Here is a 24,433-nt window from a genome sequence, read left to right on the forward strand (position 1 = left end):
CTGGAATCTCCTGGCGACTGGTAACCGGCGACCGGAAGCCGGTAACTGCAACCCCCCTCAATCCAGCTGGTTCAGCAACTCGGCGGCGGGGACGTAGCCGGGGAAGGTGCGGCCGGTCTCGGTGATGATGGTGGGAGTGCCGCGCACGCCCAGGCGCATGCCCGTCTGCAGCTGGTCCATGACGGGGTTGTCGCAGGTGCGGCTCTCCACCTCCGCCCCGGACTTGGCGGCCGTCATTGCCGCCGCGCGATCCTCGGCGCACCACACGGACACGGCCTTGTCATAACCCGGCGAGGGGATTCCCTGGCGCGGGAAGGCCAGGTAGCGCACCTTGACGCCCGCGGCGTTCAGCTGGGGCACCTCGCTGTGCAGCTTGCGGCAGTAGGGGCAGTCGGGATCGGTGAACACGGTCAGGGTGTGCTTCACATCGCCGGCCGGCGCGAACACCACCATGTCCTTCTCGTCCAGTGCCGAGATTGCCTCGGCGCGCATTTCGCCGCGGCGCTCCTCGGTGAGGTTGCGGCGCTCCTGGATATCCACGAGATTGCCCTGGATCAGGTAGCGGCCGTCGTCGCTCACGTAGATCACCTCGCCGTCCAGCACCACCTCGTTAAGGCCCGGAACGGGCGTGGCGGTGACGCTCTTGACGTTCTCGGCGCCGAACACCTGGGCCATGGCATCGGCCACGGATTCCTGCGCCCCCTCGGCTGCCAGCACTGTTCCGGTTCCGGCCAGGCACAGGGCCAGGGCACCCGCGTATCGATTCAGCATCAGATTCGTTCCTCGCGTGAAAATATTGAGTTCCCGGCGGCGCCACCCGGCACCGGGGCCGTGTCTCGGTTAGAGGCTGTCCATGCACGACGGTTCCCGATCATACCGCGATCGGGCTGTTGAAGGCCCCATCAGGGGCGCTTCATGTAATCGGACACCCTTGCCCCCGCGGCCGTCTTGTTCGCTCGGCGAGGCCAGCGGCTCCACATGGGCGGGCCCCGGAGGGGTCGGCGCCGGCCGGGGCTCCCGTCTTGGCCGGGCGCCGGTGTCCGGAGGTGCGTGGCCCCGTTTCAGCCCCGCGGATGATGGCGGGCATGGAGATCCTTCAGCCGTTCCCGGGCCACATGGGTGTAGATCTGGGTGGTGGAGAGATCGCTGTGGCCCAGCAGCAGCTGCACCACGCGCAGGTCCGCACCATGGTTGATGAGGTGGGTGGCGAAGGCGTGGCGCAGGGTATGGGGCGAGAGCGGCTTGGCGATGCCCGCGGACAGCGCATAGCGCTTGATCAGGTACCAGAAGGCCTGGCGGGTCATGGTCGCCCCGCGGCCGGTCGGAAACAGGGCCGAACCGGCTCGCCCACGCAGCAGCGACGGACGCGCCTCGCGCAGGTAGCGCTCGAGCCAGGCCAGCGCCTCCTCCCCCAGGGGCACCAGCCGCTCCTTGCCGCCCTTGCCGGTAATCCGCACCACGCCCTGGCGCAGGTTCACCTGCCCCAGCTGCAGCCCCACCAGCTCCGAGACCCGCAGCCCGCAGGCATAGAGCACCTCCAGCATGGTCCGGTCACGCAGGCCCAGCACCGTGTCCAGGGGCGGCGCCGCCAGCAGCGCCTCCACCTCCTCCTCGGTCAGCGTCTTCGGCAGCGGCCGGCCGGTGCGCGGCGCGTCGATGCGCAGGGTGGGGTCCTCGGGAATGCGGCCCTCCCGGGCCAGGTAGCGGTAGAAGCGCCGCAGGCTGGAGAGCAGCCGGGCCGTGGACCGGGGCCGGGCGCCGCCGCTCATCCGCTCGGCCAGGAAAGCCATCAGATCGGCGCGGCCCGCGCCGGCCAGGCGACTGTCCCGGGCCGCCAGCCACAGCCCCAGCGCCCCCAGATCGGCCCGGTAGGCCGCCAGCGTGTTCGCGGACAGCCCCTGCTCCATCCACAGCGCATCCAGAAACGTTTCCAGCAGCCGGCGCTCATCCTCCGGCAGGCGGCGGTCAGCAGCGATGCTCATGACGCAGCAACCATTGCTTAACCTGCAGCGGACGGCCCGTGCGGGCACCGGCATACCCGCCCGGGCCGGCGGCCGCCACCACGCGGTGGCAGGGCACCACGATGGGCAGCGGGTTGGCACGGCAGGCACCGGCCACGGCCCGCGCGCCGCTGCCCAGCGCCGCGGCGAGTTGACCGTAGCTACGGGTCTCGCCCGGCGGGATGGCGAGCAGAGCGCTACGGACCCGGGCCTGATAGGGGGTGGGTGCGGGGGCCAGCGGCGGCCGGAGCGGCTGGCGGGGATCGGCGAAGTACCGTGCCAGCATCCGGGCCACGGTCTTGGCCCCGGCGCTGCCGCCACGGGGAGTAGCCCGCTCCGGATCGAGAAACGCCACCGCGGCCAGCCGCCCTTCCTGCAGCCGGATTCCCAGCGGACCGAGCGGCGTTTCGATCACCGCGTCGAAAAGGGACGGATCGGTATGGCGGAAGCCGGACTGAATCATGGCGCTACCCGGGTCGGCGGATCTCCTGTCTCCGGGAGTCTGCCCGATTATCATGCCCTTGGCGAGGCGGAGGGCCGGCGACCGGCGCCGATGCGGGTCGCCGCCGCGCGGCGGCGACCCCAACGCAGAGCGGGCGCCCGGCAACGGGCGCCCGCTCTGCGTTGCCTGACTAACCGTCCCGGAAGGACGGTTAGTGCGCGGCTTAGAGCTTCTCCTTGATGCGGGCCGCCTTGCCGCGCAGTTCGCGCAGGTAGTACAGCTTGGCCCGGCGGACGTCGCCGCGGCGCTTCACGGCGATGGAATCCACCAGCGGGCTGTAGACGGGGAAGACGCGCTCCACGCCCTCACCATGGGAGATCTTGCGCACGGTGAAGGAGGAGTCGAGCCCGCGGTTGCGCTTGGCGATGACCACGCCCTCGAAGGCCTGCAGACGCTCGCGGTTGCCCTCGGTGACCTTCACCTGCACCACCACGGTGTCGCCGGGGGCGAATTCCGGCACATCCTTATTCATCTGCTCGGCGTTGATCTGGTCGATGATGTTGCTCATGGCTTGCTCCTGATAACTTGCTTTCGGCTGCCTGCGACGGCCCCGCCCTGTATGTGAATCCCGGCGGCCGCGTCCCGCTGAACAGGCACCGACTCACCCGTATCCGGGAGCCGCTGGCCAATCCGGCTGCCCTTGCAACCGGATTGGCCAGCGGCTCCTCCACCCTTTACCGTTCCTCGTCCCGCCCTTCGTGCTCGCGCCGGTACTCCTCCAGCAGGGCGCGCTGTTGCGCATCCAGCTCCAGCCGCGCCAGCAGATCCGGACGCCGTTCCCAGGTCCGTCCCAGGGACTGCTTGAGCCGCCAGCGCTCGATGGCCGCGTGGTTGCCCGACAGCAGCACCTCCGGCACCCGGCGTCCATCCAGCTCCTCCGGACGCGTGTAGTGCGGGCAGTCCAGCAGCCCGGCGGCGAAGGAGTCCTGCTGCGCGGAATCCTGGTGCCCCAGCGCCCCGGGCAGAAGACGGGTGATCGCATCCAGCATCACCATCGCCCCCAGCTCGCCGCCGCTCAGCACGTAGTCGCCGACGGACCACTCCTCGTCCACCTCGGACTCGATCAGCCGCTCGTCGACACCCTCGTAGCGGCCGGCGACGAGAACCAGCCGTCCGCGCCCGGCGAGCTCTTCCACGCCGCGCTGGTCCAGCAGCCGTCCCTGGGGCGAGAGGTAGACCACCCTGGCCCCGGCCCCCGCCGCCGAACGCGCCGCGGCGATGGCCGAGCGCAGCGGCTCCACCATCATCACCATGCCCGGCCCGCCGCCGTAGGGACGATCGTCCACCGTCCGGTGACGGTCGCGGGTGAAGTCCCGCGGATTGCTGAACATCAGCTCCAGCAACCCCCGCTTCACCGCCCGGCCGGTAATGCCGTGGGCGGTTATGGCGTCGAACATCTCCGGGAACAGGGTCACCACCCCGGCCCGGAAGGCCGGCTCCGGAACTGCGTCCCCTTGCGCGCGCTTCGTTTCCACGGCGGCCCGGTTCAGAACTCCGGGTCCCAGTCCACGCGCAGGGTCCCCTGCTCCAGGTCCACCTCGCGGACCACGTCGCCCGGCAGATAGGGAATGAGGCGCTCGCGCTCTCCCCGCACCACCAGCACATCGTTGGCGCCGGTCTCGATGAGGTGGTCGACCACGCCGAGCGCCCGGCCTTCGAGTGTCTCCACCCGCAACCCCTCGAGCTCGCCCCAGTAGTACTCGCCCTGGGGCAGGAGCGGCAGCTCTTCGCGCCGGATCGCGATGTCCGCGTCGATCAGCGCGCGGGCCGCTTCCCGGTCCTCGCAACCTTCCAGCCGGACGACCAGGGCCTTGCCGTGCACCTTGCCCTCCAGCACCCGCACCGGCCGCCAGCCGCCGGTCAGGCGCAATTGCCAGACCGGATACTCGAGCAGGTTTTCCCGCGGGTCGCTGTTGGACCAGACCTTGACCCAGCCGCGTATTCCGAACACGCCGGAGACGCGGCCCATCACCAACAGATCAGTCGCGTCCCCGCCCATTGCACTGTCGCGGCGGCCGCAAGCGGCCACCGCCCGCACCTCAGGCGCTGGCCTGCTTCAGCAGGCTGTTCACCCGGTCGGAGGGCTTGGCGCCCTGGGCGATCCAGTAGCTGACGCGCTCCTGGTTCACCTCGAGCCGCTGCTCGCCACCGGCGGCGATGGGGTTGAAAAAGCCGAGGCGCTCGATGAAGCGGCCATCACGGCGGTTACGGCTGTCCGTCACCACGATCTGGTAGAACGGACGCTTCTTGGCGCCCGACCGGGCGAGACGAATGGTCACCATACGAATTCGTATCCTCTTGCTGCCTGAAGGGCGGCCACACGACCGTCCCGGGAAAAGCCGGTTATTTTACTGGACTTACAACAAATTGGAAGAGATATGTGCGCAGCGGCGCGGGCGGCCCCTTCGCGCACCGGGAAAGCGAACGCAAACTCCCGCCGGATCAGTCGCTTGCCGCTTCAGAAGCGCATGGGCGGAACCCCGCCGGGGGGCAGCATGCCCTTCATCCCGCGCATCATCTTCTTCATCCCTCCCTTGCGGGAGAGCTTTTTCATCATCTTCTGCATCTGGGTGAACTGCTTCAGGAGGCGGTTGACGTCCTGGACCTGGGTTCCGGAGCCGCTGGCGATCCGGCGCTTGCGGGAGCCGTTGATGATGCCCGGGTGACGCCGCTCCTGGGCGGTCATGGAACCGATGATCGCCTCCAGCCGGCGCATGTCCTTGTCATTGACCTGGTTCTTCACCTTGTCCGGCAGGTCGGCCACCCCGGGCAGCTTGTCGAGCAGGCCGGCCACGCCGCCCATGCTCTGCATCTGCTGCAGCTGGGCGCGGAAATCGTCCAGGTCGAAATCCTTGCCCTTCTGCACCTTGCGCGCCAGCTTCTCCGCCTGCTGGCGGTCCACCTTGTGCTCGGCCTCCTCGATGAGGGAGAGGATGTCCCCCATCCCGAGGATGCGCGAGGCGACGCGGTCCGGGTGGAAAGGCTCCAGGGCATCGGTCTTCTCCCCGACGCCCAGGAACTTGATGGGCTTGCCGGTCAGGCCGCGGATGGAGAGCGCGGCGCCGCCACGGGCGTCGCCGTCGGCCTTGGTGAGGATGACACCGGTGAGGGGCAGCGCCTCGTTGAACACCCGCGCGGTGTTGGCCGCGTCCTGGCCGGTCATGCTGTCCACCACGAACAGCGTCTCCACCGGCTCCACGGCCCCATGCAGACGCTGGACCTCGTCCATCATCTCCGCGTCCACGTGGAGCCGGCCCGCGGTGTCGACGATGACCACGTCGATGAAGCGGGTGCGCGCCTGCGCGAGGGCCCCCCGGGCGATCGCCACCGGGTCCTGGTCGGCGCTGCTGGGGAAGAACTCCACCCCCACCTCGGCGGCCAGGGTGCGCAACTGCTCAATGGCCGCCGGACGGTAGATGTCGGCACTGGTGACGAGCACCGACTTCTTGCGCCGCTCCTTCAGCCAGCGGGCGAGCTTCGCCACGCTGGTGGTCTTGCCCGAGCCCTGCAGGCCGGCCATGAGGATGACCGCCGGCGGGCGGGCGCTGAGGTCGAGCTCGTCGTTGTACTCGCCCATGACCCGCACCAGCTCGTCGCGCACCACCCGCACCAGGGCCTGGCCCGGGGTGAGGCTCTGCATGACATCCTGGCCCACCGAGCGCTCGCGCACCCGGTCGATGAAGTCGCGCACCACCGGGAGGGCCACGTCGGCCTCCAGCAGCGCCATGCGCACCTCGCGCAGGGCATCCTTGATGTTGTCCTCGGTCAGGCGTCCCTGGCCGCGGAGGTTTTTCAGGGTGCGGCCGAGCCGTTCGGTCAGGTTTTCGAACATGGGTCGTCAGGATTCTCGCAGGGAGTTGGCCTAAGAGATGGGATTATACCCGAGTCTGCCCCTGCAGGTCAGGGCCGGCATCGCCCATCCCGGCACTCACGGAACAGGGAGCAGGGGACACCGGGGTCCCCGTTCGGCTCCCAGCCGCCTTTATCCTTTGTCCATTGTCCATTGACCCTTCACGCACTCCCGCACTCCCGCACTCCCGCACTCCCGCACTCCCGCACTCACGCACTCACGCACTCACGCACTCACGCACTCACGCACTCACGCATTCACGCATTCACGCATTCACGCATTCACGCATTCACACATTCACACATTCACCATCCCGCCCAAGCCTTCTCTGGAGGATGGAGATATGCGATCATCGCCGCAGTCGTGCACTGACAGCAGGAAGCATGAATACAGCGCTCATCAGCACCGCCAGCATTGTCCTCTACCTTACCTCCGGCACGCTGCTGGCATGGCGGCTCATGCGCAGGCCGGATCTGCCCAAGCTGCCCGTCCTCGCCCCCGGCCTGCTGGCCGCGGTGCTGCACGGACTCCTGCTCTACCACTGGATCCACGTGGGGATGGACCGCGACCTGAGCTTCTTCAATGTCGCCTCCCTGCTGGCCTGGATCATGACCATCCTGGTGCTGCTCGGCTCCCTGCGCATGCCGATGGAGAATGTCGGGATCGCCATCCTCCCGCTCGCGGCCGTCACCATCATCACCGCCCTGCTGTTTCCGATGCACCACATCGTGCACGACATCCGCAGCCCGGACCTGCTCAGCCACATCCTGATTTCGATCCTTGCCTACAGCCTGCTGACCATCGCGGCGCTGCAGGCGCTGCTGCTGGCACTGCAGCACCGGCATCTGCGCAACCGCCAGCCGGGCGGTTTCGTGCGCGCGCTGCCGCCGCTGCAGACCATGGAGACTCTGCTGTTCCAGATGATCTGGGCCGGCTTCATCCTGCTGGGCCTGTCCCTGGTCACCGGGGTGCTCTATATCGACGACATCTTCGCCCAGCACCTGGTCCACAAGACGGTGCTGTCCATCATCGCCTGGCTGGTGTTCGCCGTGCTGCTGTGGGGGCGTTACCGCTTCGGCTGGCGTGGCCGCACCGCGGTGCGCTGGACCCTGTGGGGCTTCGGCTTCCTGGCCCTGGCCTACTTCGGCAGCAAGCTGGTGCTGGAGCTGATCCTGCAGCGCTGAGCGTTCGGGACACCAACGACTCCGAGGTCAATCACCTTGAGCGATGCCCCCCTGAGCGTCCTGTTCGGCGCCCTGCTGGTACTCATCCTCCTGTCCGCCTTCTTTTCCGGCTCCGAGACGGGAATGATGTCGCTGAACCGCTATCGTCTGCGCCACCTGGCGGAGAAGAAGCTGCGTGGCGCCCAGCGCGCCCAGCGCCTGCTGGAGCGGCCCGACCGGCTCATCGGCCTCATCCTCATCGGCAACAACTTCGTCAACATCCTCGCCTCCTCCATCGCCACGGTCATCGCCCTACGCCTGTTCGGCGAGGCGGGCATCGCCATCGCCGCCGGCCTGCTGACCCTGGTGATCCTGATCTTCGCCGAGGTGGCCCCCAAGACCGTCGCCGCCCTGCACCCCGAGCGGGTGGCCTTCCCCGCCAGCGCCGTGCTGATGGTGCTCCAGCGGCTGCTCTACCCCCTGGTCTGGGCGGTCAACATGCTGGCCAACGGCGTTCTGCGGGTGATCGGCGTCTCCGCCGAACAGGCGCCCAGCCACAGCCTCAGCAGCGAGGAGCTGCGCACGGTGGTCAACGAGGCCGGCGCCCTCATCCCCCGGCGCCACCAGGAGATGCTGCTCAACATCCTCGACCTGGAGAAGGTGACGGTGGAGGACATCATGGTGCCCCGCAACGAGGTGGTGGGCATCGATCTGGAGGATGAGTGGGAGGAGATCCTGGAGCAACTGATCCACTGCCAGCACACCCGGCTGCCCGTCTACCGCGACAGCATCGACGACGTGGTGGGCGTACTCCATGCCCGCAACGTGCTGTCGCTGCTCGGCACCAGCGTCTTCGACAAGGAGCGACTCATCGGGCTGGTGCGCGAGCCCTACTACGTCCCCGAGGGCACGGCGCTGCACCGGCAGCTGCTCAACTTCCAGCGCAGCCGCCGCCGCATCGGCCTGGTGGTGGATGAATACGGCGACATCCAGGGCCTGGTGACCCTGGAAGACATCCTCGAGGAGATCATCGGCGAGTTCACCACCGACGTCTCGGCGCTGAGCCGCGACATCCACCCCCAGGATGACGGCAGCCTGCTGGTGGACGCCGGGGTGACCATCCGCGAGCTGAACCGGCTGGAGGGGCTGGACCTGCCCACCGACGGCCCCAAGACCCTCAACGGCCTGGTGCTGGAGTACCTGGAGAACATCCCGGAGGCCGGGACCAGCCTCAAGCTGGCGGGCTACCCCATCGAGATCGTCCAGACCACCGGCAACGCCGTGAAGACCGTGCGCATCCTGCCGCGGCTGGATGATTAGCCGCAGAGGACCCGCTGGAGGGAGAATACATGGCCGACCTGGACCGACTCATCGACCGCGCCGAGGAACTGCTGGCGCGACTCGAACAGCTGCTTCCCGCCGGCGCGCCGGACACGGACTGGAGCGCCACCGCCTACCGCTGGCGCCGCCGGGGCGGACATGGCCACCTGCAGCCGGTGCTGCAGCCCCATCCCATCCGGCTCGAGGACCTGCGCGACATCGAACCCCAGAAGGAGGCGCTGGAGCGCAATATCCGCCAGTTCGTCGCCGGCCTGCCGGCCAACAACGTGCTGCTGTGGGGCTCCCGCGGCACCGGCAAGTCCTCCCTCATCAAGGCCCTGCTCCATGCCTACGCCGGGCGCGGCCTGCGCCTGGTGGAGGTGGACAAGCCCCACCTGGAGGATCTGCCGGAGATCGCCGAGCTGCTGCGCGGGCGGCCCGAACGGTTCCTGATTTTCTCCGACGACCTCTCCTTCGAGGCCGACGACGCCAGCTACAAGGCGCTGAAGAGCCTGCTCGACGGCTCGGTGGCCGCTCCGCCCGAAAATCTCCTCATCTGCGCCACTTCCAACCGCCGCCATCTGCTGCCCGAGTACATGCACGAGAACCTCGAGGCCCGGGTGGTGGAGACCGAGATTCACCACGGCGAGGCGGTGGAGGAGAAGATCTCCCTCTCCGAGCGCTTCGGACTGTGGCTCTCCTTCTACCCCTTCAACCAGGACCAGTACCTGGACATCGTCTTCCACTGGCTCGACGTCTACCGGGTGGACTGCGCGGAGCCGGAGCCCATCCGCCGCGCCGCCCTGCAGTGGGCCCTGGCCCGCGGCTCCCGCAGCGGCCGCTCCGCCCGCCAGTTCGCCCAGGACTGGGCCGGACGCAACCGGCTGGAACAGGACGACTGAGGCCGCACCAGGAACCGCTCCGGCGCCCCCGCCGGAGCGGACAGATGAAAACCCCCTTGTTACACCTGCAAACCCGCTTACCACCCCTCGCGTCCCACAATCACCCTCGCCCATAACTATCCGGCTGTTTTACCGGAACTTTCTCCGCCAGGTCACCCAGCTGAACGCTCTGGTATGGCCCTTGCAATAACCATCCTGATCATCGGTGATTAGCCGTCGCGGCCTGTACCGCCGCCGCGACCAACGCGCGGAGCATGACAATGGATGGTGAACTGAACAGTGGTATCGGGGGGGTCAGCCGCCGGGAATTTATCCAGTTCTGTACCGGGGTGGCGGCCACGCTGGGCCTCTCGCCCGCCCTGGGCGTGCGCATCGCCGAGGCGGCCACCGCCCCCGGGCGGCCGCCGGTCGTCTGGCTGTCGGCCCAGGAGTGCACCGGCTGTACCGAATCGCTGCTGCGCTCCACCCATCCCACCCTCGAACACCTGATTCTTGAAGCCATCTCGCTGGATTACAACGAAACCCTGCAGGCCGCGGCGGGCCACCAGGCGGAGGCGGCGCGGCACGCTTCCATGGAGGCCAACCGCGGCAACTACGTGCTGGTGGTGGACGGCTCCATCCCCACCAAGGACGGCGGCATCTACTGCAAGGTGGCCAACCGCACCATGCAGGAGCACGTCATGGAGGCCGCGGCCGGCGCGGCGGCCATCATCGCCATCGGCTCCTGCGCCTCCTGGGGCGGCATCCCCTCCAGCGGACCCAACCCCACCGGCGCGGTCGGGGTGCAGAAAATCCTCACTGACAAGACGGTGCTCAATATCCCCGGCTGCCCGCCGAACCCCTACAACTTCCTCGCCTCGGTGCTGCATTTCATCACCTTCGGGAAGCTGCCGGAGCTGGATCACAAGAACCGGCCGAAATTCGCCTACAGCCGCCTCATCCACGAGAACTGCGAACGCCGACCCCATTTCGACGCCGGCCGCTTCGCCCTGGAGTTCGGGGACGAGGGCCACCGCCAGGGCTGGTGCCTGTACAAGATCGGCTGCAAGGGTCCCGAGACCTACGCCAACTGCCCCACCATCCTGTTCGGCGACGTGGGCCCCGGCGCCTGGCCGGTGGGCACCGGTCATCCCTGCTTCGGCTGCACCGAGGAGGGCGTCGGGTTCACCAAGCCCATCCATGCCCTGGCCGAGCTGAAGACGGTCTCTCCGCCCACCGCCTTCGCCCGCATCGCCGAGGACAAGGGCCGGGGGATCACCCCGGGAGCCGCCGCGCTGGCCGCGGGGCTCGGCGGGGCGGCCATCGGCGCCGGGGCCGTTTTCGCCAGCCGCCTGGGCAAGGCCGAGCAGGCCGAGAACGGCGAACACGCCGAGTCCGGCAAGCCGGATTGACGGGGGTGCGGCCATGAAACGACGCGATTTTCTCAAGGCGACAGCTGCCCTGGCGGCGGCTGCCCCCGCCGCGGGCCAGGCCGCGCTGATGCGCGAGCCGAAACCGATGCCGCCGCAGGCCATCGGCATGCTCTACGACTCCACCCTGTGCATCGGCTGCAAGGCCTGCATGAGCGCCTGCAAGGAGGCCAACGACCTCCCGCCGGAGCGGCTGCCCGAGGGCGGCGAGTGGAACACGGGCACCTGGGACACCCCGCTGGACCTCTCGCCCACCACCTACAACATCATCAAGGCCTACGTGAACGGCACCCGGGCCGAGAAGGACCGGGTCGAGGACGGCTATGCCTTCGTCAAGCGCCACTGCCTGCACTGCGTGGATCCCTCCTGCGTGTCCGCCTGCCCGGTTTCGGCGATGCACAAGGATCCCCTCACCGGGCTGGTGAGTCATGATCCGAGCCTCTGCATCGGCTGCCGCTACTGCGTCTACTCCTGCCCCTTCGGCGTACCGCGCTACAACTACGACGATCCCTTCGGACAGATCGGCAAGTGCCAGCTCTGCAGCCACCTGCTGGCCGAGGGCGGCATCCCGGCCTGCTGCGACGTCTGTCCCACCGGCGCCTCCCTGTTCGGCCCCGTGGAGCAGCTCAAGGCGGAGGCGCAGCGCCGGCTGGCCGCGGCGCCGGGAACCGAGCTGGAGTTCCCGCGCGGGGAGATCGGCTCCGATCGACCCACCCACGTGGCCGCCACGGGCAACTATCAGCAGCATCTCTACGGCGACCGGGAACTGGGCGGGACCCAGGTGATGTACCTCGCGGGAGTTCCCTTCGACAAGCTGGGACTGCCCACCGACGTGCCCGACGTCGGCTACCCGACCCTCTCCGAGGGCCTTCAGCACACCCTCTACAAGGGGATGGCCGGACCGGCCCTCCTGCTTGGCGGCCTCGTCTTCCTGGCGCGGCGCAACATCAAGCGGAACCAGGCCGACGACCCCCTGTTCACCGATGAGGGCATGGAGCCGGACGCCGCCGCGAAGAAGGAGGAGAAGGACTCATGAGCGCCCATGCACACGCACCCGTCGGCGGCCGCCTGGTCACGGTCCCGTTCCTGGTCCTGGCCTTCCTCGCGGCGATTGCCCTGGCGCTCCTGGCCGGCCGCTTCGTCTATGGACTGGGCGCGGTCACCAACCTGAACGACGGCTATCCCTGGGGTATCTGGGTGATCATCGACATCGTCATCGGCACCGCCTTCGGTTGTGCCGGCTACGCGGTGTCGCTCATCGTCTACATCCTCAACCGCGGCGAGTACCATCCCATCGTCCGCTCGGCGGTCATGGCGAGCCTGTTCGGCTATACGCTTGCCGGTATCGCGGTGATGTTCGACCTGGGCCGCTACTGGAACTTCTACAACCTGTTCCTGCCCTGGTACGCCCAGCCCAATTCGGTGATGTGGGAGATCGCGCTGTGCGTGGCCGGCTACATCACCGTGCTCTGGATCGAGTTCGCGCCCACGTTCCTGGAGCGCTTCGGCCTCCACAACGCCCGCGAAAAGCTGAGCCGGGTACTGTTCATCATCATCGCCCTGGGCGTGCTGCTGCCCACCATGCACCAGTCGTCCCTCGGCAGCGCCATCGTCATTCTCGGCCACAAGGTCTCCCCCCTGTGGCAGACCCAGTTCCTGCCCCTGCTCTATCTCAGCTCGGCCATTCTCATGGGCCTGGCGCTGGTGCCCTTCGAGTCGGTGCTCGCGGCGCTCGGCCTGCGCCGCCAGCTGGAGACCGGCCTCATGGGACGGCTCAACCGGGTCATCCTGGTGGTGGGCGCCATCTTCCTGGCGGTGCGCTTCGGCGACCTGCTGTTCCGGGGCGCCCTCGGCCATGCCCTCGCCGGCGATCTCCGGGCCAACATGTTCCTGCTGGAATCGGCGCTGTTCATCGGCGGCCTGGCCCTGCTGGCCCGCCAGCAGGCCCAGCGCAGCGCCCGGGCGCAGTTCATCGCGGCGGTAACCCTGCTCACGGCCGGCATCCTGTTCCGCATCAACTCCTACCTGGTGGGCTACGAACCGGTGAACGGCACCTGGCACTACTTCCCGTCGGTGCCGGAGATGCTCGTGACCGTGGGCGTCTTTTCCATCGAGATCCTGCTCTACCTGGTATTCGTGAAGAAGCTTCCCGTGCTGGCCAAACACGCGTGATGGCAGCCGACTGAACATTGGGGGAACCATGACCAACCGCATCATCGTCGATCCTGTCACCCGCATCGAAGGCCACCTCCGCATCGACTGCGAGATCAATGAGGGCAAGGTCTCCAAGGCCTGGGCCTCGGGCCAGATGTGGCGCGGCATCGAGCTCATCCTGCAGGGCCGCGACCCGCGCGACGCCTGGGTTTTCGCCCAGCGCATCTGCGGCGTGTGCACCACGGTGCACGCCATCACCTCGGTGCGCGCGGTGGAGAACGCGCTGGACCTGGAGGTGCCGCTCAACGCCCAGTACATCCGCAACATGATCATGGCGGCCCATGCGCTGCATGATCACATCGTCCACTTCTACCACCTCTCGGCGCTGGACTGGGTGGACATCGTCTCGGCGCTGGATGCCGACCCGAAGCAGGCGGCCCAGCTGGCCCAGAGCCTCTCGGACTGGCATCTCAACAGCGAACAGGAGATGCGCGCCGTCCAGGACCGGCTCAAGACCTTCGTCAGCTCCGGCCAGCTCGGCATCTTCGCCAACGGCTACTGGGGCCACCCGGCCATGAAGCTGCCGCCGGAGGTCAACCTGCTGGCCGCGGCCCACTACCTGCAGGCGCTCGAGTACCAGCGCAAGGCCAACAAGATCGTCACCATCCTCGGTTCCAAGACGCCCCACATCCAGAACCTGGCCGTGGGCGGCGTGGCCAACGCCATCAACCTCGACAGCCCCTCCACCCTGGGGATGGAGCGGCTCGCCTACATCAAGACGCTCATCGACGAGATCGGCGCCTTCGTCCGCAACGCCTACCTGGTGGACGTGGCGGCCATCGGCGCCCTCTACGCCGACTGGACCCAGTACGGCGCCGGCATCACCAACTACCTGTCGGTGCCGGACATGCCCCTGGACACCAAGGGCACGAAGTTCGCGCTGCCCGGCGGCTATGTCCACGGCGGCGACCTCGCCAGCTTCAAGGCCATCACCAGCTACACCGACAGCTACTTCGAGCAGGGGGTGAAGGAGAGCGTCAAGCACGCCTGGTACGAGGGCGGGAAAGGCGCCCTGCACCCTTACGACGGCGAGACCATCCCCCAGTACACCGACTTCCAGGACGAGGGCAAGTACTCCTGGGTGAAGGCGCCCACCTTCTACGACGAGCGCGCCCAGGTGGGCCCGCTGGCCAACGTCCTCGCCATGGCGGCCGCCGGGCACGGCTCCACCACGCACTGGCTCGACTACGCGCTGAACCTGGTCGGGACCGTCGCCGGCAGCGAGATCCCCGTTTCGGCGCTGCACTCCACCATCGGCCGCCATGCCGCCCGCGCGGTGCGCGCCGCGGTGCTCTACGACGCCCTCAACGAGCAGTGGCAGCTGCTCATGGACAACATCGCCAGCGGCGACCTGGACACCTTCAACCGCCCGGTCTTCCCCAAGGGCGAGATCCGCGGCTTCGGATTCCACGAGGCGCCGCGCGGCGTGCTCTCCCACTGGGTCGTGATCGAGGACGGCAGGATCAAGAACTACCAGGCCGTGGTGCCCACCACCTGGAACGCCGGCCCCCGGGACGAGAACGACGCCATCGGACCCTACGAGGCCTCCCTCATGGACAACCCGGTTGCCGACCCCGAGAAACCGCTGGAGGTGCTGCGCACCGTGCACTCCTTCGATCCCTGCCTGGCCTGCGCCGTGCACCTGGTGGACACGGAGAACAACGAGCTGATCAAGGTGCGGGCCCTGTGACCGGCATCCCGGACCGCAATCCGGCACCGCGAATCCTGGTGCTGGGACTGGGCAACATCCTGCTCAGTGACGAGGGGGTGGGCGCACGGCTGGCCGCGCGCCTGGCCCGGGATTTCAGCTTCGACGGCAACGTGGAGGTGATCGACGGCGGCACGTCGGGCATGGAGCTGCTGGAGCCCATCGCCGAGTGTGATGTGCTCATCGTGGTGGACGCGGTCAAGACCGGGAAGGCCCCGGGCACCCTGGTGAGGTTGACGGGGAACGCGGTGCCCGCCTTCTTCATGAACAAGGTTTCGCCCCACCAGGTAGCCCTGTCCGACGTGCTCGCCTCGCTGCGCCTGACCGGGGAGTATCCCGGGGAGGTCATCATCCACGGGATCGAGCCCGAATCCCTGGCCACCGGCCTCGAACTCACCCACACCGTGGGCGCGCGCCGCGACGAGCTGCTCGCCAACGTGCTGGAGGACCTCGAGCGCCTGGGCCACCGGCCCCGCCGGTTCACGCCGCACAGCTCGGCGGCGTGAACCGCCTACAGCGCCAGGCGGCCCGGCGTTGAACCGACAGGCCCCGCCGGGCGCGACGCGGCAGGCACCGGGGCGGTAGAATCGGGGGGCGCCATGACGGCGCCCCCCTTCGTTTCCGTGGCCATGAACCAGAACGCACCCTTTGCCAATCCGGAACAGCTGAGCATGGAGCTGGAGGCGCGCTTCCGGCTCATCGGAGAGACGCGCATGCGCGATCTGCCCATCTACCGGCCGGACCTGGCCGTGGAAACCATCGGCTTCCGGGCCTTCGGACCCTGGTGGGCAGGGGTGCTCGTCACCCCCTGGTTCATGAACCTGGTCCTGTTCCCCCGCCTTCCCGGGGCCCCCGCGCTGCCACCCGAGGGTAGCGATCTCCAGATCGATCTGGCCGGCCGCAGCGAACGCTTCCTCAGCTCGCGGGACGAAGAGCTCGGTGCGTACCTCGCCCTGTCGCTGGCCTCTCCCATGTCCGGCTTCCCCGATCAGGAGGCCGCCCGGGCGAGCGCCCGCACCGCCGTGGCCGCCCTGCTCGAAACCCACGCCGGGGCGCCGGGACAGGCAGCGGCGCAATCAGCGGATCCCCGCCCCGCCACCGACCGGCGCGGATTTTTCAGGAAACTGCTCGGCGGGTAGCCCGGCCGCGGCGCGGGGCTGGATCCATCCGGCCGGGAGGAGGGTCCGGCACAAGCGTGCGGATGAGTCCGCACCTGTGCTGCCGGTTGACCCCTGCCAACTCCTTTGACGCAGGTCATGGCGGCCATTTCCGGCCATAGGCATTCTCTGTCCGTGCCATAAAATCCACATATGGCTCTTGGCGTGCGCCAACCCCGTCCGCGTCCAGGAGAGATCAGTACCGATGAAAAGCCGCCCGTGCGTGCTCATCGTCGATGATGAAGTGCGCTCGCAGGAAGCCATCCGCCGTGTTCTCAGGGAGGAGTTCGACACCCTCACCGCCGCCAGTGCCGCCGATGCCGAGGCCCTGCTCAACAACGAGCTGATCCACGTCATCCTGTGCGACCAGCGCATGCCGGGGGAATCCGGGGTGGACTTCCTCAAGCGGGTCCGGGATTGCTGGCCGGATCCCGTCCGGCTGATCATCTCCGGCTACTCCGACTCCGAGAACATCATTGCCGGCGTGAACGAGGCCGGCATCTACCAGTACCTGACCAAGCCCTGGGAACCCGACCGGCTGCTGGAGGTGGTGCGCGGCGCGGCCGAGCTGTTCCGCCTGCAGCAGGACAACCAGAACGTGAGCGTGGAGCTCAAGCGGGCCGCCCCCGCCCTGCAGCAGACCATCGCCGAGAAACGCCGGATCCTGCAGCACCACTACGCCTTCGAGAGCCTCATCCACGCGCCCGACAGCCCGCTGGCGCGCCTGTGCAGCCTGGCGATGCGCATCGCCGAGTACGACATCCCGGTGCTCATCACCGGAGAATCCGGAACCGGCAAGGATCTGCTGGCCCGGGCCATTCACTACAGCAGCCCGCGCCGCGAGGGCTCCTTCGTGGCCGAGAACTGCGGCGCCCTGCCGGATCAACTGCTGGAGAGCGAGCTGTTCGGCTGCAAGAAGGGCGCCTTCACCGGCGCCTACGAGGATCGCATCGGGCTGTTCGAGCAGGCCGACGACGGCAGCATCTTCCTGGACGAGATTGGCGAGACCTCGCTGACCTTCCAGGTCAAGCTGCTGCGGGTTCTGCAGGAGGGGGAGATACGGCCGCTTGGCAATACCCGGCGGCGGCGGGTGGACGTGCGCGTCATCGCGGCCACCAACTGCGACCTGGAGGCCGCTGTCGCCGCCCGGCGTTTCCGTCCCGATCTCTACTACCGCCTTGGCGCCTTTCCCCTGCACCTCCCCCCCCTGCGCAGCCGGCCGATGGACATCCCGCTCCTGGCCGCCCATCTCCTGGAGCGGACCGCGGCTTCCTTCCACAAGCGCATCACCGGCTTCAGCGAGACGGTCCTGGCACGGTTCAAGTCCTACGCCTGGCCCGGCAACGTGCGGGAGATGCAGAACGAGATCCAGCGCATGGTGGCCCTGGCCGACGGTCCGGTACTGGGCCCCGATCTCCTCTCGCCCCGCCTCGGCAGCGCCGGGGTCGCCAACGCCATGGACACTCCGCAGCCGTCGGGCCAGGCGCCCACCGACGGCATGACGCTGAAGGAGCAGGTGGAGAGCTTCGAGGAGCGGATCATCCGCGACACCCTTCGCCGTCACGGCTGGAACATCAGCCGCGCCGCCCGGGCGCTCGGTCTCTCACGGGTCGGACTGCGCGGCAAGCTGCAGCGTTACGGGCTCGAGCGGGTGAACTGAGCCCGCGCACCGGGCACCTCAGGAGGGGTTTGAATGAGCTCCGACCAGGACAGGCGTGAGGCAGTGCTGGCGGCACTGTTCGATCCCGACGCCCCGCCCGTGGATACCGGCTGGCTGCGCGAGATATTCCGGGTGGAGGGGGTCCAGGCGGAGCTCATCGAGCGCGAGATCGAGCTTGAGCGCCAGAATCACAGCCTGCGCGAGGCGCAGCAATTTATCGAGAGCGTACTTGCCTCCATCTCCGAGGTCCTGGTCGTCTGCGCTCCCGACGGCCGGGTACAACAGGTCAACCACGCCTTCACCCGCCTCACGGGACGCACCGGCGCCGAGGTCATCGGGCTGAGCATGACGGAACTCCTGGACCCCGGATCACGCCACCTGACGACCCACTGGCCGGCGCTGCCCGAGCGCCCCTCGGCCTGTGAGAGAGAGGTGCGCCTGCTCGACCACACCGGCCGCGCCAGTGAGCCGGTGGTCCTCAACTGTGCCCTGCGCCGCGATCCCCGCGGCGACGCGGTGGGACTGGTGCTGGTCGGGCGCCCGGTGGGCGAGCTGCGCCGCGCCTACCGGCGACTGAACCGTGCCCACCACGAACTGCAGCAGGCCCAGCAGCGCATCCTGCAATCGGAGAAGATGGCCTCCCTCGGCCGGCTGGTGGCGGGCGTGGCCCACGAGCTGAACAACCCGGTGAGCTTCGTCTACGGCAACGCCCATATCCTGCGCCGCTACACCCACGCCCTGGGGGATTATCTGGGACTCGTCCACCGCGGCGTGGACCCACAGGTACTGGATCGCCAGCGCCGGGCCCTGGACATCGATGACATCCTGGATGACCTTCCCTCGCTGGTGGACGGCATGGTGGAGGGAGCCGCGCGGATTGGCGAGATCATCCGCAGCCTGCGCCATCTCTCACTGCGCGGCGGACAGGAGCCGGAGCCGGTGAACCTGGCCGCGATCGCCACCACCGCCGCGCACTGGGTGGTGAAGGGACTGCAACAGCGGCCGGAGGTGGAGCTGGAGCTGCCCGAGCGGCTGGTGGTGTTCGGCAATGCCGGCCAGCTGCACCAGGTGCTGGTCAACCTGGTGCAGAACGCAGTGGATGCGACCGCGGGGCATCCCCGTCCCGTGATCCGGATCGACGCCACCAGCGGATCAGGCCACGCCTGGCTGCGGGTCCGCGACAATGGCCCGGGCCTGGCCGAGCGCGACCTGCCCCACATCTTCGAGCCCTTCTACACCACCAAGGACCCGGGACAGGGCACCGGGCTCGGGCTCTGGATCTGCTACGAAATCGTGGAACACCACGGCGGCACGCTGGAGGCGACGAACGGCCCCGACGGCGGGGCGCTGTTCACCCTCACCCTGCCGCTGTCGGGGTGACGGGGACAAGGGATAAGGGATAAGGGATAAGGGATAAGGATGGTAGGTGCGGATTCATCCGCACATCCGCACATCCGCACATCCGCACATCCGTGTTCCGTGTTCCGTGTTCCGTGTTCCGTGTTCCGTGTTCCGTGTTCCGTGTTCCGTGTTCCGCCAAGAGCGTCCCCGGAAATCCAGAATCCGCGCAACCCCTTCGCCCTTCACGCACTAACGCACTAACGCACTAACGCATTCACGCACTAACGCATTCACGCATTCACGCATTCACGCATTCACGCATTCAACCACGCGGACCTTCGCCATCCCCCGGCGTCGCCGCGTACGGGCCCGAGACCCATGGCGTTCATCCCCGAGCCGCCGCCCGGCTCAGTCGACCCAGACCCTGGCATTGCGGAACATGCGCAGCCAGGGGCCGTCCTCGCCCCAGTCGTCCGGATGCCAGGAGTTGGTGACGCTGCGGAATACCCGCTCCGGGTGGGGCATCATGATGGTGAAACGGCCGTCGGCGGTGGTCATGCCGGTAACGCCCTCGGGGGAGCCGTTGGGGTTGGCGGGATAGCGCTCCGTCGCCCGGCCCCGGTTGTCCACGTAGCGCAGCGCCACCAGCCCCGATTCCCGGGCCTGCGCCAGGTCGGCGGCGGCGCGGAACTCGGCCCGGCCCTCGCCGTGGGCCACGGCGATGGGGAGTCGTGAACCGGCCATGCCCGCCAGGAACAGGGAGGGGGAATCGATCACCTCCACGAGGCTGGTGCGCGCCTCGAACTGCTCGGAGGCGTTGCGCACGAAGTGGGGCCAGAGCTCCGTGCCGGGTATCAGCTCGTGCAGGTTGGAGAGCATCTGGCAGCCGTTGCACACCCCCAGCGCGAAGGTGTCCGTACGCTGGAAGAAGGCGGCGAATACCTCCCGGGCCCGCGGATTGAAGAGGATGGACTTGGCCCAGCCCTCGCCGGCACCGAGCACGTCGCCGTAGGAGAAGCCGCCGCAGGCGACCGCCCCCTTGAAGGCGGAGAGATCCAGCCGCCCCTCGAGGATATCGCTCATGTGGACGTCGACGGCATCGAAGCCGGCCCGGTCGAAGGCCGCCGCCATCTCCAGCTGCCCGTTGACCCCCTGTTCGCGCAGGATGGCCACCGGGGGGCGCACACCCGTGGCGATGTAGGGGCCGGCCACGTCCAGATCGGGATCGAAGGCGGGTGTCGCGCCGAGACCCGGATCCGCCTCATCGAGCAGGGCATCGTAGGCCTGCAGGGCGCACTCCGGATTGTCGCGCAGCCGCTGCATCCGGTAACTGGTCTCGGACCAGGCCCGGTGCAGGTCCACTCGCCGCTCGGAGATCACTTCCCGGTGGCCGTGGGTGAAGACGACCCGGTCATCCTCGCGCAGGGCGCCGATGACATGGGTGTACTGGGTCAGGCCCGCGCGGCGCAGCCACTCCAGCACCGTGTCCGTATCGCAGTGGCGCACCTGCAGTACCGCGCCCAGTTCCTCGTTGAACAGTGCCGCGGCGAGATCCTCCCCGAGCGGGTCCAGGGCCACCTGCACACCGGTATGGCCGGCGAAGGCCATCTCGCACACGGTGGCGAACAGGCCGCCGTCGCTCCGGTCGTGATAGGCGATCAGCAGCCGCTCGGCGTTCAGCCCCTGGATCGCCTCGAACAAGGCCTTCAGCGCCTGGGGGTGATCCAGGTCGGGCGCGTGGTGCCCCGCCTGGCGGTAGACCTGGGCCAGGGCGGAGCCGCCGAGGCGGTTGGCGCCGCGCCCCAGGTCCACGAGGATGAGGTCGGTGTCGCCGCGATCGGTGCGCAGCTGGGGGGTGAGGGTATGGCGCACGTCCGCCACCGGGGCGAAGGCGGTGACGATGAGCGACAGGGGCGCCACCATCCGCCGCTCCTCGCCGCCCTGCTCCCAGACGGTCTGCATGGACATGGAGTCCTTGCCCACCGGAATGGCGATACCGAGTTCCGGACACAGATCGAGCCCGACGCTGCGCACCATCTCGTAGAGTCCGGCATCCTCGCCCGGGAATCCGGCCGCCGCCATCCAATTGGCGGACAGCCTGACATCGGCGATGGCGCCGATGCTCGCCGCGGCGATGTTGGTCAGGGCCTCGCCCACGGCCATGCGCGCCGAGGCCGCCGGGTGCACCGTGGCGATGGGGGTGCGCTCTCCCATCGCCATGGCCTCCCCGGTGTAGGCGTCGTAGCTGGTGGTTGTCACCGCCGCGTCCGCCACCGGCACCTGCCACGGCCCGACCATCTGGTCGCGGACCACCTGGCCGGTGATGGACCGGTCGCCGATGGTGATGAGGAAAGTCTTGTCGGCCACGGCGGGCAGACGCAGCACCCGGTAGGCCGCCTCCTTCAGATCCAGGCCCGCGGTCTGGAACTCCGGCTTGTGGAACGGGTGGTGGTGCACGTCGCGCAGCATCTTCGGGGGCTTGCCGAACAGCACGCCGAGGGGCAGGTCGATGGGCGTGTTGTCGAAGTGGCCGTCGCCCAGCACCAGCGCCTGCTCCGCGGTCGCCTCGCCGATGACGGCATAGGGACAGCGCTCGCGCTCGCACAGGGCCTGGAACCGCTCCAGGTGCTCGGGGTGCACGGCCAGGACGTAGCGCTCCTGGGCCTCGTTGCACCAGATCTCCATGGGTGACATGCCCTGGTCGTCGTTGGGAACCGCCCGCAGCTCGAAGCGCCCGCCGCGGCCGCTGTCGTTGACCAGCTCCGGGAGGGCATTGGAGAGCCCGCCGGCGCCCACGTCGTGGATCGAAAGGATCGGGTTGTCATCGCCCAGGGCGCAACAGCGGTCGATCACCTCCTGGGCCCGGCGCTCCATCTCCGGGTTGCTGCGCTGGACCGAGGCGAAGTCGAGGTCCTCCTGGCTCTCTCCCGAGGCCATGGAGGAGGCCGCTCCGCCGCCCAGCCCGATGAGCATGGCCGGGCCGCCCAGGACAACGATGGGCGCGCCGGCGGGGATCTCCCCCTTGGCCACGTGACCGGCGCGGATGTTGCCGTAGCCGCCCGCGATCATGATGGGCTTGTGGTAGCCGCGCAGCACCTCCCCGCCCGGCCCCGGCACCCGCTCCTCGTAGGTGCGGAAATAGCCACACAGGTTGGGCCGGCCGAACTCGTTGTTGAACGAGGCGCCCCCGATGGGCCCTTCCAGCATGATGTCCAGTGCCGGCACGATGCGCCCGGGACGGCCGAAATCCTCCTCCCAGGGCTGCTCGAAACCGGGGATGCGCAGGTTGGAGACCGAAAACCCGGTCAATCCCGCCTTGGGCTTGGAGCCGCGCCCGGTGGCGCCCTCGTCGCGGATCTCGCCGCCGGAGCCGGTCGCCGCCCCCGGGAAGGGCGAGATGGCGGTGGGATGGTTGTGGGTCTCCACCTTCATGAGGATGTGCACATCCTCCCCGTGGGCGGCATAGCGTCCCGTTTCCGGATCGGGGAAGAAGCGCCCGGCGCGGCGCCCCTCGATGACCGCGGCATTGTCCTTGTAGGCGGACAGGATGCCCTGGGGACTGCAGCGGTGGGTGTTGCGGATCATGGCGAACAGGCCCTGCTCCCGGGGCTGGCCGTCGATGATCCAGTCGGCGTTGAAGATCTTGTGGCGGCAGTGCTCCGAGTTGGCCTGGGCGAACATCATCAGCTCCACGTCGCTCGGGTTGCGTCCGAGCTCGCGGAAGCTCTCCACCAGGTAGTCGATCTCGTCCTCCGCCAGCGCCAGGCCGAGCGCCCGGTTGGCCGCCACCAGCGCCTCGCGCCCACCCTCGAGCACATCCACGCAGGTGAGCGGGGCGGGTTCGGTGTGGCGGAACAGCACCTCGGCCTCGTCCAGGGACTCGAGCACCACTTCGGTCATGCGGTCGTGGATCAGCGCATGCACGCGCGCGGCCGCGCCGCTCTCCAGGGTGCCGGCCAGGTCCAGGTAGTAGGCGATGCCGCGCTCGATGCGGCGGATGTCCTTCAGGCCGCAGTTGCGGGCGATGTCGGTGGCCTTGGTGGACCAGGGAGAGAGGGTTCCCGGCCGGGGCACCACCAGGAACAGCCGGCCTTCCGGCTCGCCGGCCTCGGCGCGCGGTCCGTAGGTGAGCAGGCGGTCGAGCACCTCGCGCTCCGCCCCCGCCAGTGTCCGGTCGCAGTCGGCGAAGTGGATGTAGCGGGTCGTGACGGCACGGACCGCGGGGACCTGTTCACGCAAGGCGTCCAACAACCTCTCCAGGCGGAAGGGAGAGAGCGCGGGACTTCCGGGGAGCAGCAGCATGGGATTCTCTGGGACCTGACGATGATGGCAACGGGAAGGGTGAAATGATACCGCCCTTGAAGCTGACAAAGCCACATTACGGGTCGGGGAGCGCAACCGCCGGGCCGGGCCGGACAGCCATCACCGCGACGGGCCGGGGGGCACGCCGCCCCGCATCCCGCCCGGTTGCCCGGTCCTCACCTGCGGGCACGGAAAAAGGCCCGCAGCTGTTCGCCACAGTCCATGGCCAGCACCCCCCCGGCGACCTCCACCCGGTGGTTGAGCGCCGGGGATTCCAGCACCTCGAAGACCGTGCCCGCGGCCCCGGCGCGGGGATCGGCGGCACCGAACACCAGGCGCCGGATGCGGGCGTGGACCATCGCACCGGCGCACATGAGACAGGGCTCCAGGGTCACGTAGAGCGCGGCGCCGGTGAGGCGATAGTTGCCCACCCGGGCAGCGGCGTCACGCAGCGCCACGATCTCGGCGTGGGCGGTGGGATCATGGCTGCGGATCGGGCGGTTCCAGCCCTCGCCGATCACCTCGCCGTCGAGCACCACCAGCGCCCCCACGGGCACCTCGCCCGCGGCCTCCGCCTCCCGCGCCAGCGCCAGCGCCCGGCGCATCCAGTGCTCGTCGTCGTACCCGGTCACTTGTGCATGATTAGACAGGATTGACAGGATTTTTCAGGATTTACAGGACTAAAGACGGTTATCCGCAGATTACGCAGATTACACAGATAGTTCCGGTAGCAATAGAGAGCCATGGGGCAAGGACACAGGCAGCGCCAGTCCCGGGCGCCTGCAGACTGGCGAATGGGTTCACGCCAGCACGCCGAGGTTTACCTGCCGACTCTTCGAAGTTTAATCTGCGTAATCTGCGTAATCTGCGGTTAAAAAGCCTTTCGCCTGTTGTCCCCCACCCGG

At 68.5% G+C, this 24,433-nt stretch carries 21 protein-coding genes; 11 read left to right on the forward strand and 10 right to left on the reverse strand.

All coding sequences use genetic code 11. The features are described from left to right. Positions 1-57: 57 nt before the first annotated feature. The 8 genes from DFQ59_RS12370 to ffh form a co-directional block, all read right to left on the reverse strand. On the reverse strand, positions 58-771 hold the full coding sequence (locus DFQ59_RS12370; RefSeq protein WP_114280029.1) for a DsbC family protein: 714 nt from the start codon (positions 769-771) through the stop codon (positions 58-60). 290 nt (positions 772-1,061) lie between these two features. After that, the gene (gene xerD, locus DFQ59_RS12375) at positions 1,062-1,982 is read right to left on the reverse strand and encodes a site-specific tyrosine recombinase XerD (protein ID WP_114280030.1); all 921 of its coding nucleotides are present in this window, start codon (positions 1,980-1,982) and stop codon (positions 1,062-1,064) included. Next, positions 1,966-2,463: a methylated-DNA--[protein]-cysteine S-methyltransferase gene (locus DFQ59_RS12380; RefSeq protein ID WP_114280031.1), complete on the reverse strand. Its 498-nt coding sequence runs from the start codon at positions 2,461-2,463 to the stop codon at positions 1,966-1,968. The genes xerD and DFQ59_RS12380 overlap by 17 nt, the downstream gene beginning before the upstream one ends. Before the next feature lie 202 nt (positions 2,464-2,665). Continuing rightward, positions 2,666-3,010, reverse strand: coding sequence for a 50S ribosomal protein L19 (gene rplS, locus DFQ59_RS12385; protein ID WP_114280032.1), 345 nt, complete (start codon positions 3,008-3,010; stop codon positions 2,666-2,668). Positions 3,011-3,176: 166 nt separating this feature from the next. Further along, positions 3,177-3,977, reverse strand: coding sequence for a tRNA (guanosine(37)-N1)-methyltransferase TrmD (gene trmD / locus DFQ59_RS12390; RefSeq protein WP_281268257.1), 801 nt, complete (start codon positions 3,975-3,977; stop codon positions 3,177-3,179). 11 nt (positions 3,978-3,988) lie between these two features. Further along, a complete protein-coding gene (rimM, locus tag DFQ59_RS12395; protein ID WP_114280033.1) occupies positions 3,989-4,501 on the reverse strand; it encodes a ribosome maturation factor RimM in 513 nt (170 codons plus the stop codon). Between the two features lie 40 nt (positions 4,502-4,541). Then, positions 4,542-4,784, reverse strand: a complete 243-nt coding sequence (rpsP, locus tag DFQ59_RS12400) for a 30S ribosomal protein S16 (protein WP_114280034.1) — start codon at positions 4,782-4,784, stop codon at positions 4,542-4,544. Positions 4,785-4,960: 176 nt separating this feature from the next. Further along, entirely contained in the window at positions 4,961-6,334 is a 1,374-nt protein-coding gene (ffh, locus tag DFQ59_RS12405; RefSeq protein WP_114280035.1) for a signal recognition particle protein, read from the reverse strand. Positions 6,335-6,735: 401 nt separating this feature from the next. Between ffh and DFQ59_RS12410 the strand changes: the two genes are divergently transcribed. From DFQ59_RS12410 to DFQ59_RS12460, 11 genes are all read left to right on the forward strand, one after another. Then, a complete protein-coding gene (locus DFQ59_RS12410; RefSeq protein WP_114280036.1) occupies positions 6,736-7,536 on the forward strand; it encodes a cytochrome C assembly family protein in 801 nt (266 codons plus the stop codon). 36 nt (positions 7,537-7,572) lie between these two features. Next, positions 7,573-8,835: an HlyC/CorC family transporter gene (locus tag DFQ59_RS12415; protein WP_114280037.1), complete on the forward strand. Its 1,263-nt coding sequence runs from the start codon at positions 7,573-7,575 to the stop codon at positions 8,833-8,835. Between the two features lie 29 nt (positions 8,836-8,864). Continuing rightward, positions 8,865-9,737, forward strand: coding sequence for an ATP-binding protein (locus DFQ59_RS12420; protein ID WP_114280038.1), 873 nt, complete (start codon positions 8,865-8,867; stop codon positions 9,735-9,737). A 260-nt stretch (positions 9,738-9,997) separates the two neighbouring features. Further along, a complete protein-coding gene (locus DFQ59_RS12425) occupies positions 9,998-11,128 on the forward strand; it encodes a hydrogenase small subunit (RefSeq protein ID WP_114280039.1) in 1,131 nt (376 codons plus the stop codon). 13 nt (positions 11,129-11,141) lie between these two features. Next, positions 11,142-12,182, forward strand: a complete 1,041-nt coding sequence (hybA, locus tag DFQ59_RS12430) for a hydrogenase 2 operon protein HybA (protein WP_114280040.1) — start codon at positions 11,142-11,144, stop codon at positions 12,180-12,182. Beyond that, positions 12,179-13,318, forward strand: a complete 1,140-nt coding sequence (hybB, locus tag DFQ59_RS12435) for a Ni/Fe-hydrogenase cytochrome b subunit (RefSeq protein ID WP_114280041.1) — start codon at positions 12,179-12,181, stop codon at positions 13,316-13,318. Before hybA ends, hybB begins: the two co-directional genes overlap by 4 nt. Positions 13,319-13,346: 28 nt before the next feature. Next, the gene (locus DFQ59_RS12440; RefSeq protein WP_114280042.1) at positions 13,347-15,050 is read left to right on the forward strand and encodes a nickel-dependent hydrogenase large subunit; all 1,704 of its coding nucleotides are present in this window, start codon (positions 13,347-13,349) and stop codon (positions 15,048-15,050) included. Then, a complete protein-coding gene (locus tag DFQ59_RS12445) occupies positions 15,047-15,574 on the forward strand; it encodes a HyaD/HybD family hydrogenase maturation endopeptidase (protein ID WP_211314927.1) in 528 nt (175 codons plus the stop codon). The genes DFQ59_RS12440 and DFQ59_RS12445 overlap by 4 nt, the downstream gene beginning before the upstream one ends. Positions 15,575-15,667: 93 nt before the next feature. Beyond that, entirely contained in the window at positions 15,668-16,207 is a 540-nt protein-coding gene (gene hybE / locus DFQ59_RS12450; RefSeq protein WP_114280043.1) for a [NiFe]-hydrogenase assembly chaperone HybE, read from the forward strand. A 223-nt stretch (positions 16,208-16,430) separates the two neighbouring features. After that, positions 16,431-17,885, forward strand: coding sequence for a sigma-54-dependent transcriptional regulator (locus DFQ59_RS12455; RefSeq protein ID WP_114280044.1), 1,455 nt, complete (start codon positions 16,431-16,433; stop codon positions 17,883-17,885). Between the two features lie 33 nt (positions 17,886-17,918). Then, positions 17,919-19,265 carry a sensor histidine kinase gene (locus DFQ59_RS12460; RefSeq protein ID WP_114280045.1) on the forward strand — a complete coding sequence of 449 codons (1,347 nt, stop codon included), beginning with the start codon at positions 17,919-17,921 and terminating at the stop codon, positions 19,263-19,265. Between the two features lie 369 nt (positions 19,266-19,634). Here the strand turns inward: DFQ59_RS12460 and purL are convergent, their stop codons facing one another. Next, positions 19,635-23,528 carry a phosphoribosylformylglycinamidine synthase gene (gene purL / locus DFQ59_RS12465; RefSeq protein WP_114280046.1) on the reverse strand — a complete coding sequence of 1,298 codons (3,894 nt, stop codon included), beginning with the start codon at positions 23,526-23,528 and terminating at the stop codon, positions 19,635-19,637. Between the two features lie 176 nt (positions 23,529-23,704). After that, on the reverse strand, positions 23,705-24,160 hold the full coding sequence (gene tadA, locus DFQ59_RS12470) for a tRNA adenosine(34) deaminase TadA (protein WP_114280047.1): 456 nt from the start codon (positions 24,158-24,160) through the stop codon (positions 23,705-23,707). Positions 24,161-24,433: the final 273 nt, after the last annotated feature.

Origin of the sequence: Thioalbus denitrificans (genome assembly GCF_003337735.1) — a bacterium.
GTDB classification, from domain to species: Bacteria; Pseudomonadota; Gammaproteobacteria; order DSM-26407; family DSM-26407; genus Thioalbus; species Thioalbus denitrificans.

What these genes read in the sequence shown, in the direction of transcription:
- DFQ59_RS12425 (WP_114280039.1), top strand. Translation starts at nt 9,998, where the DNA reads ATGGATGGTGAACTGAACAGTGGTATCGGGGGGGTCAGCCGCCGGGAA.
- hybE (WP_114280043.1), top strand. Translation starts at nt 15,668, where the DNA reads ATGACGGCGCCCCCCTTCGTTTCCGTGGCCATGAACCAGAACGCACCC.
- DFQ59_RS12455 (WP_114280044.1), top strand. Translation starts at nt 16,431, where the DNA reads ATGAAAAGCCGCCCGTGCGTGCTCATCGTCGATGATGAAGTGCGCTCG.
- DFQ59_RS12410 (WP_114280036.1), top strand. Translation starts at nt 6,736, where the DNA reads ATGAATACAGCGCTCATCAGCACCGCCAGCATTGTCCTCTACCTTACC.
- hybA (WP_114280040.1), top strand. Translation starts at nt 11,142, where the DNA reads ATGAAACGACGCGATTTTCTCAAGGCGACAGCTGCCCTGGCGGCGGCT.
- DFQ59_RS12440 (WP_114280042.1), top strand. Translation starts at nt 13,347, where the DNA reads ATGACCAACCGCATCATCGTCGATCCTGTCACCCGCATCGAAGGCCAC.
- hybB (WP_114280041.1), top strand. Translation starts at nt 12,179, where the DNA reads ATGAGCGCCCATGCACACGCACCCGTCGGCGGCCGCCTGGTCACGGTC.
- rimM (WP_114280033.1), bottom strand. Translation starts at nt 4,501, where the DNA reads ATGGGCGGGGACGCGACTGATCTGTTGGTGATGGGCCGCGTCTCCGGC.
- xerD (WP_114280030.1), bottom strand. Translation starts at nt 1,982, where the DNA reads ATGAGCATCGCTGCTGACCGCCGCCTGCCGGAGGATGAGCGCCGGCTG.
- rpsP (WP_114280034.1), bottom strand. Translation starts at nt 4,784, where the DNA reads ATGGTGACCATTCGTCTCGCCCGGTCGGGCGCCAAGAAGCGTCCGTTC.
- DFQ59_RS12370 (WP_114280029.1), bottom strand. Translation starts at nt 771, where the DNA reads ATGCTGAATCGATACGCGGGTGCCCTGGCCCTGTGCCTGGCCGGAACC.
- purL (WP_114280046.1), bottom strand. Translation starts at nt 23,528, where the DNA reads ATGCTGCTGCTCCCCGGAAGTCCCGCGCTCTCTCCCTTCCGCCTGGAG.
- rplS (WP_114280032.1), bottom strand. Translation starts at nt 3,010, where the DNA reads ATGAGCAACATCATCGACCAGATCAACGCCGAGCAGATGAATAAGGAT.
- ffh (WP_114280035.1), bottom strand. Translation starts at nt 6,334, where the DNA reads ATGTTCGAAAACCTGACCGAACGGCTCGGCCGCACCCTGAAAAACCTC.
- DFQ59_RS12420 (WP_114280038.1), top strand. Translation starts at nt 8,865, where the DNA reads ATGGCCGACCTGGACCGACTCATCGACCGCGCCGAGGAACTGCTGGCG.
- DFQ59_RS12380 (WP_114280031.1), bottom strand. Translation starts at nt 2,463, where the DNA reads ATGATTCAGTCCGGCTTCCGCCATACCGATCCGTCCCTTTTCGACGCG.
- DFQ59_RS12460 (WP_114280045.1), top strand. Translation starts at nt 17,919, where the DNA reads ATGAGCTCCGACCAGGACAGGCGTGAGGCAGTGCTGGCGGCACTGTTC.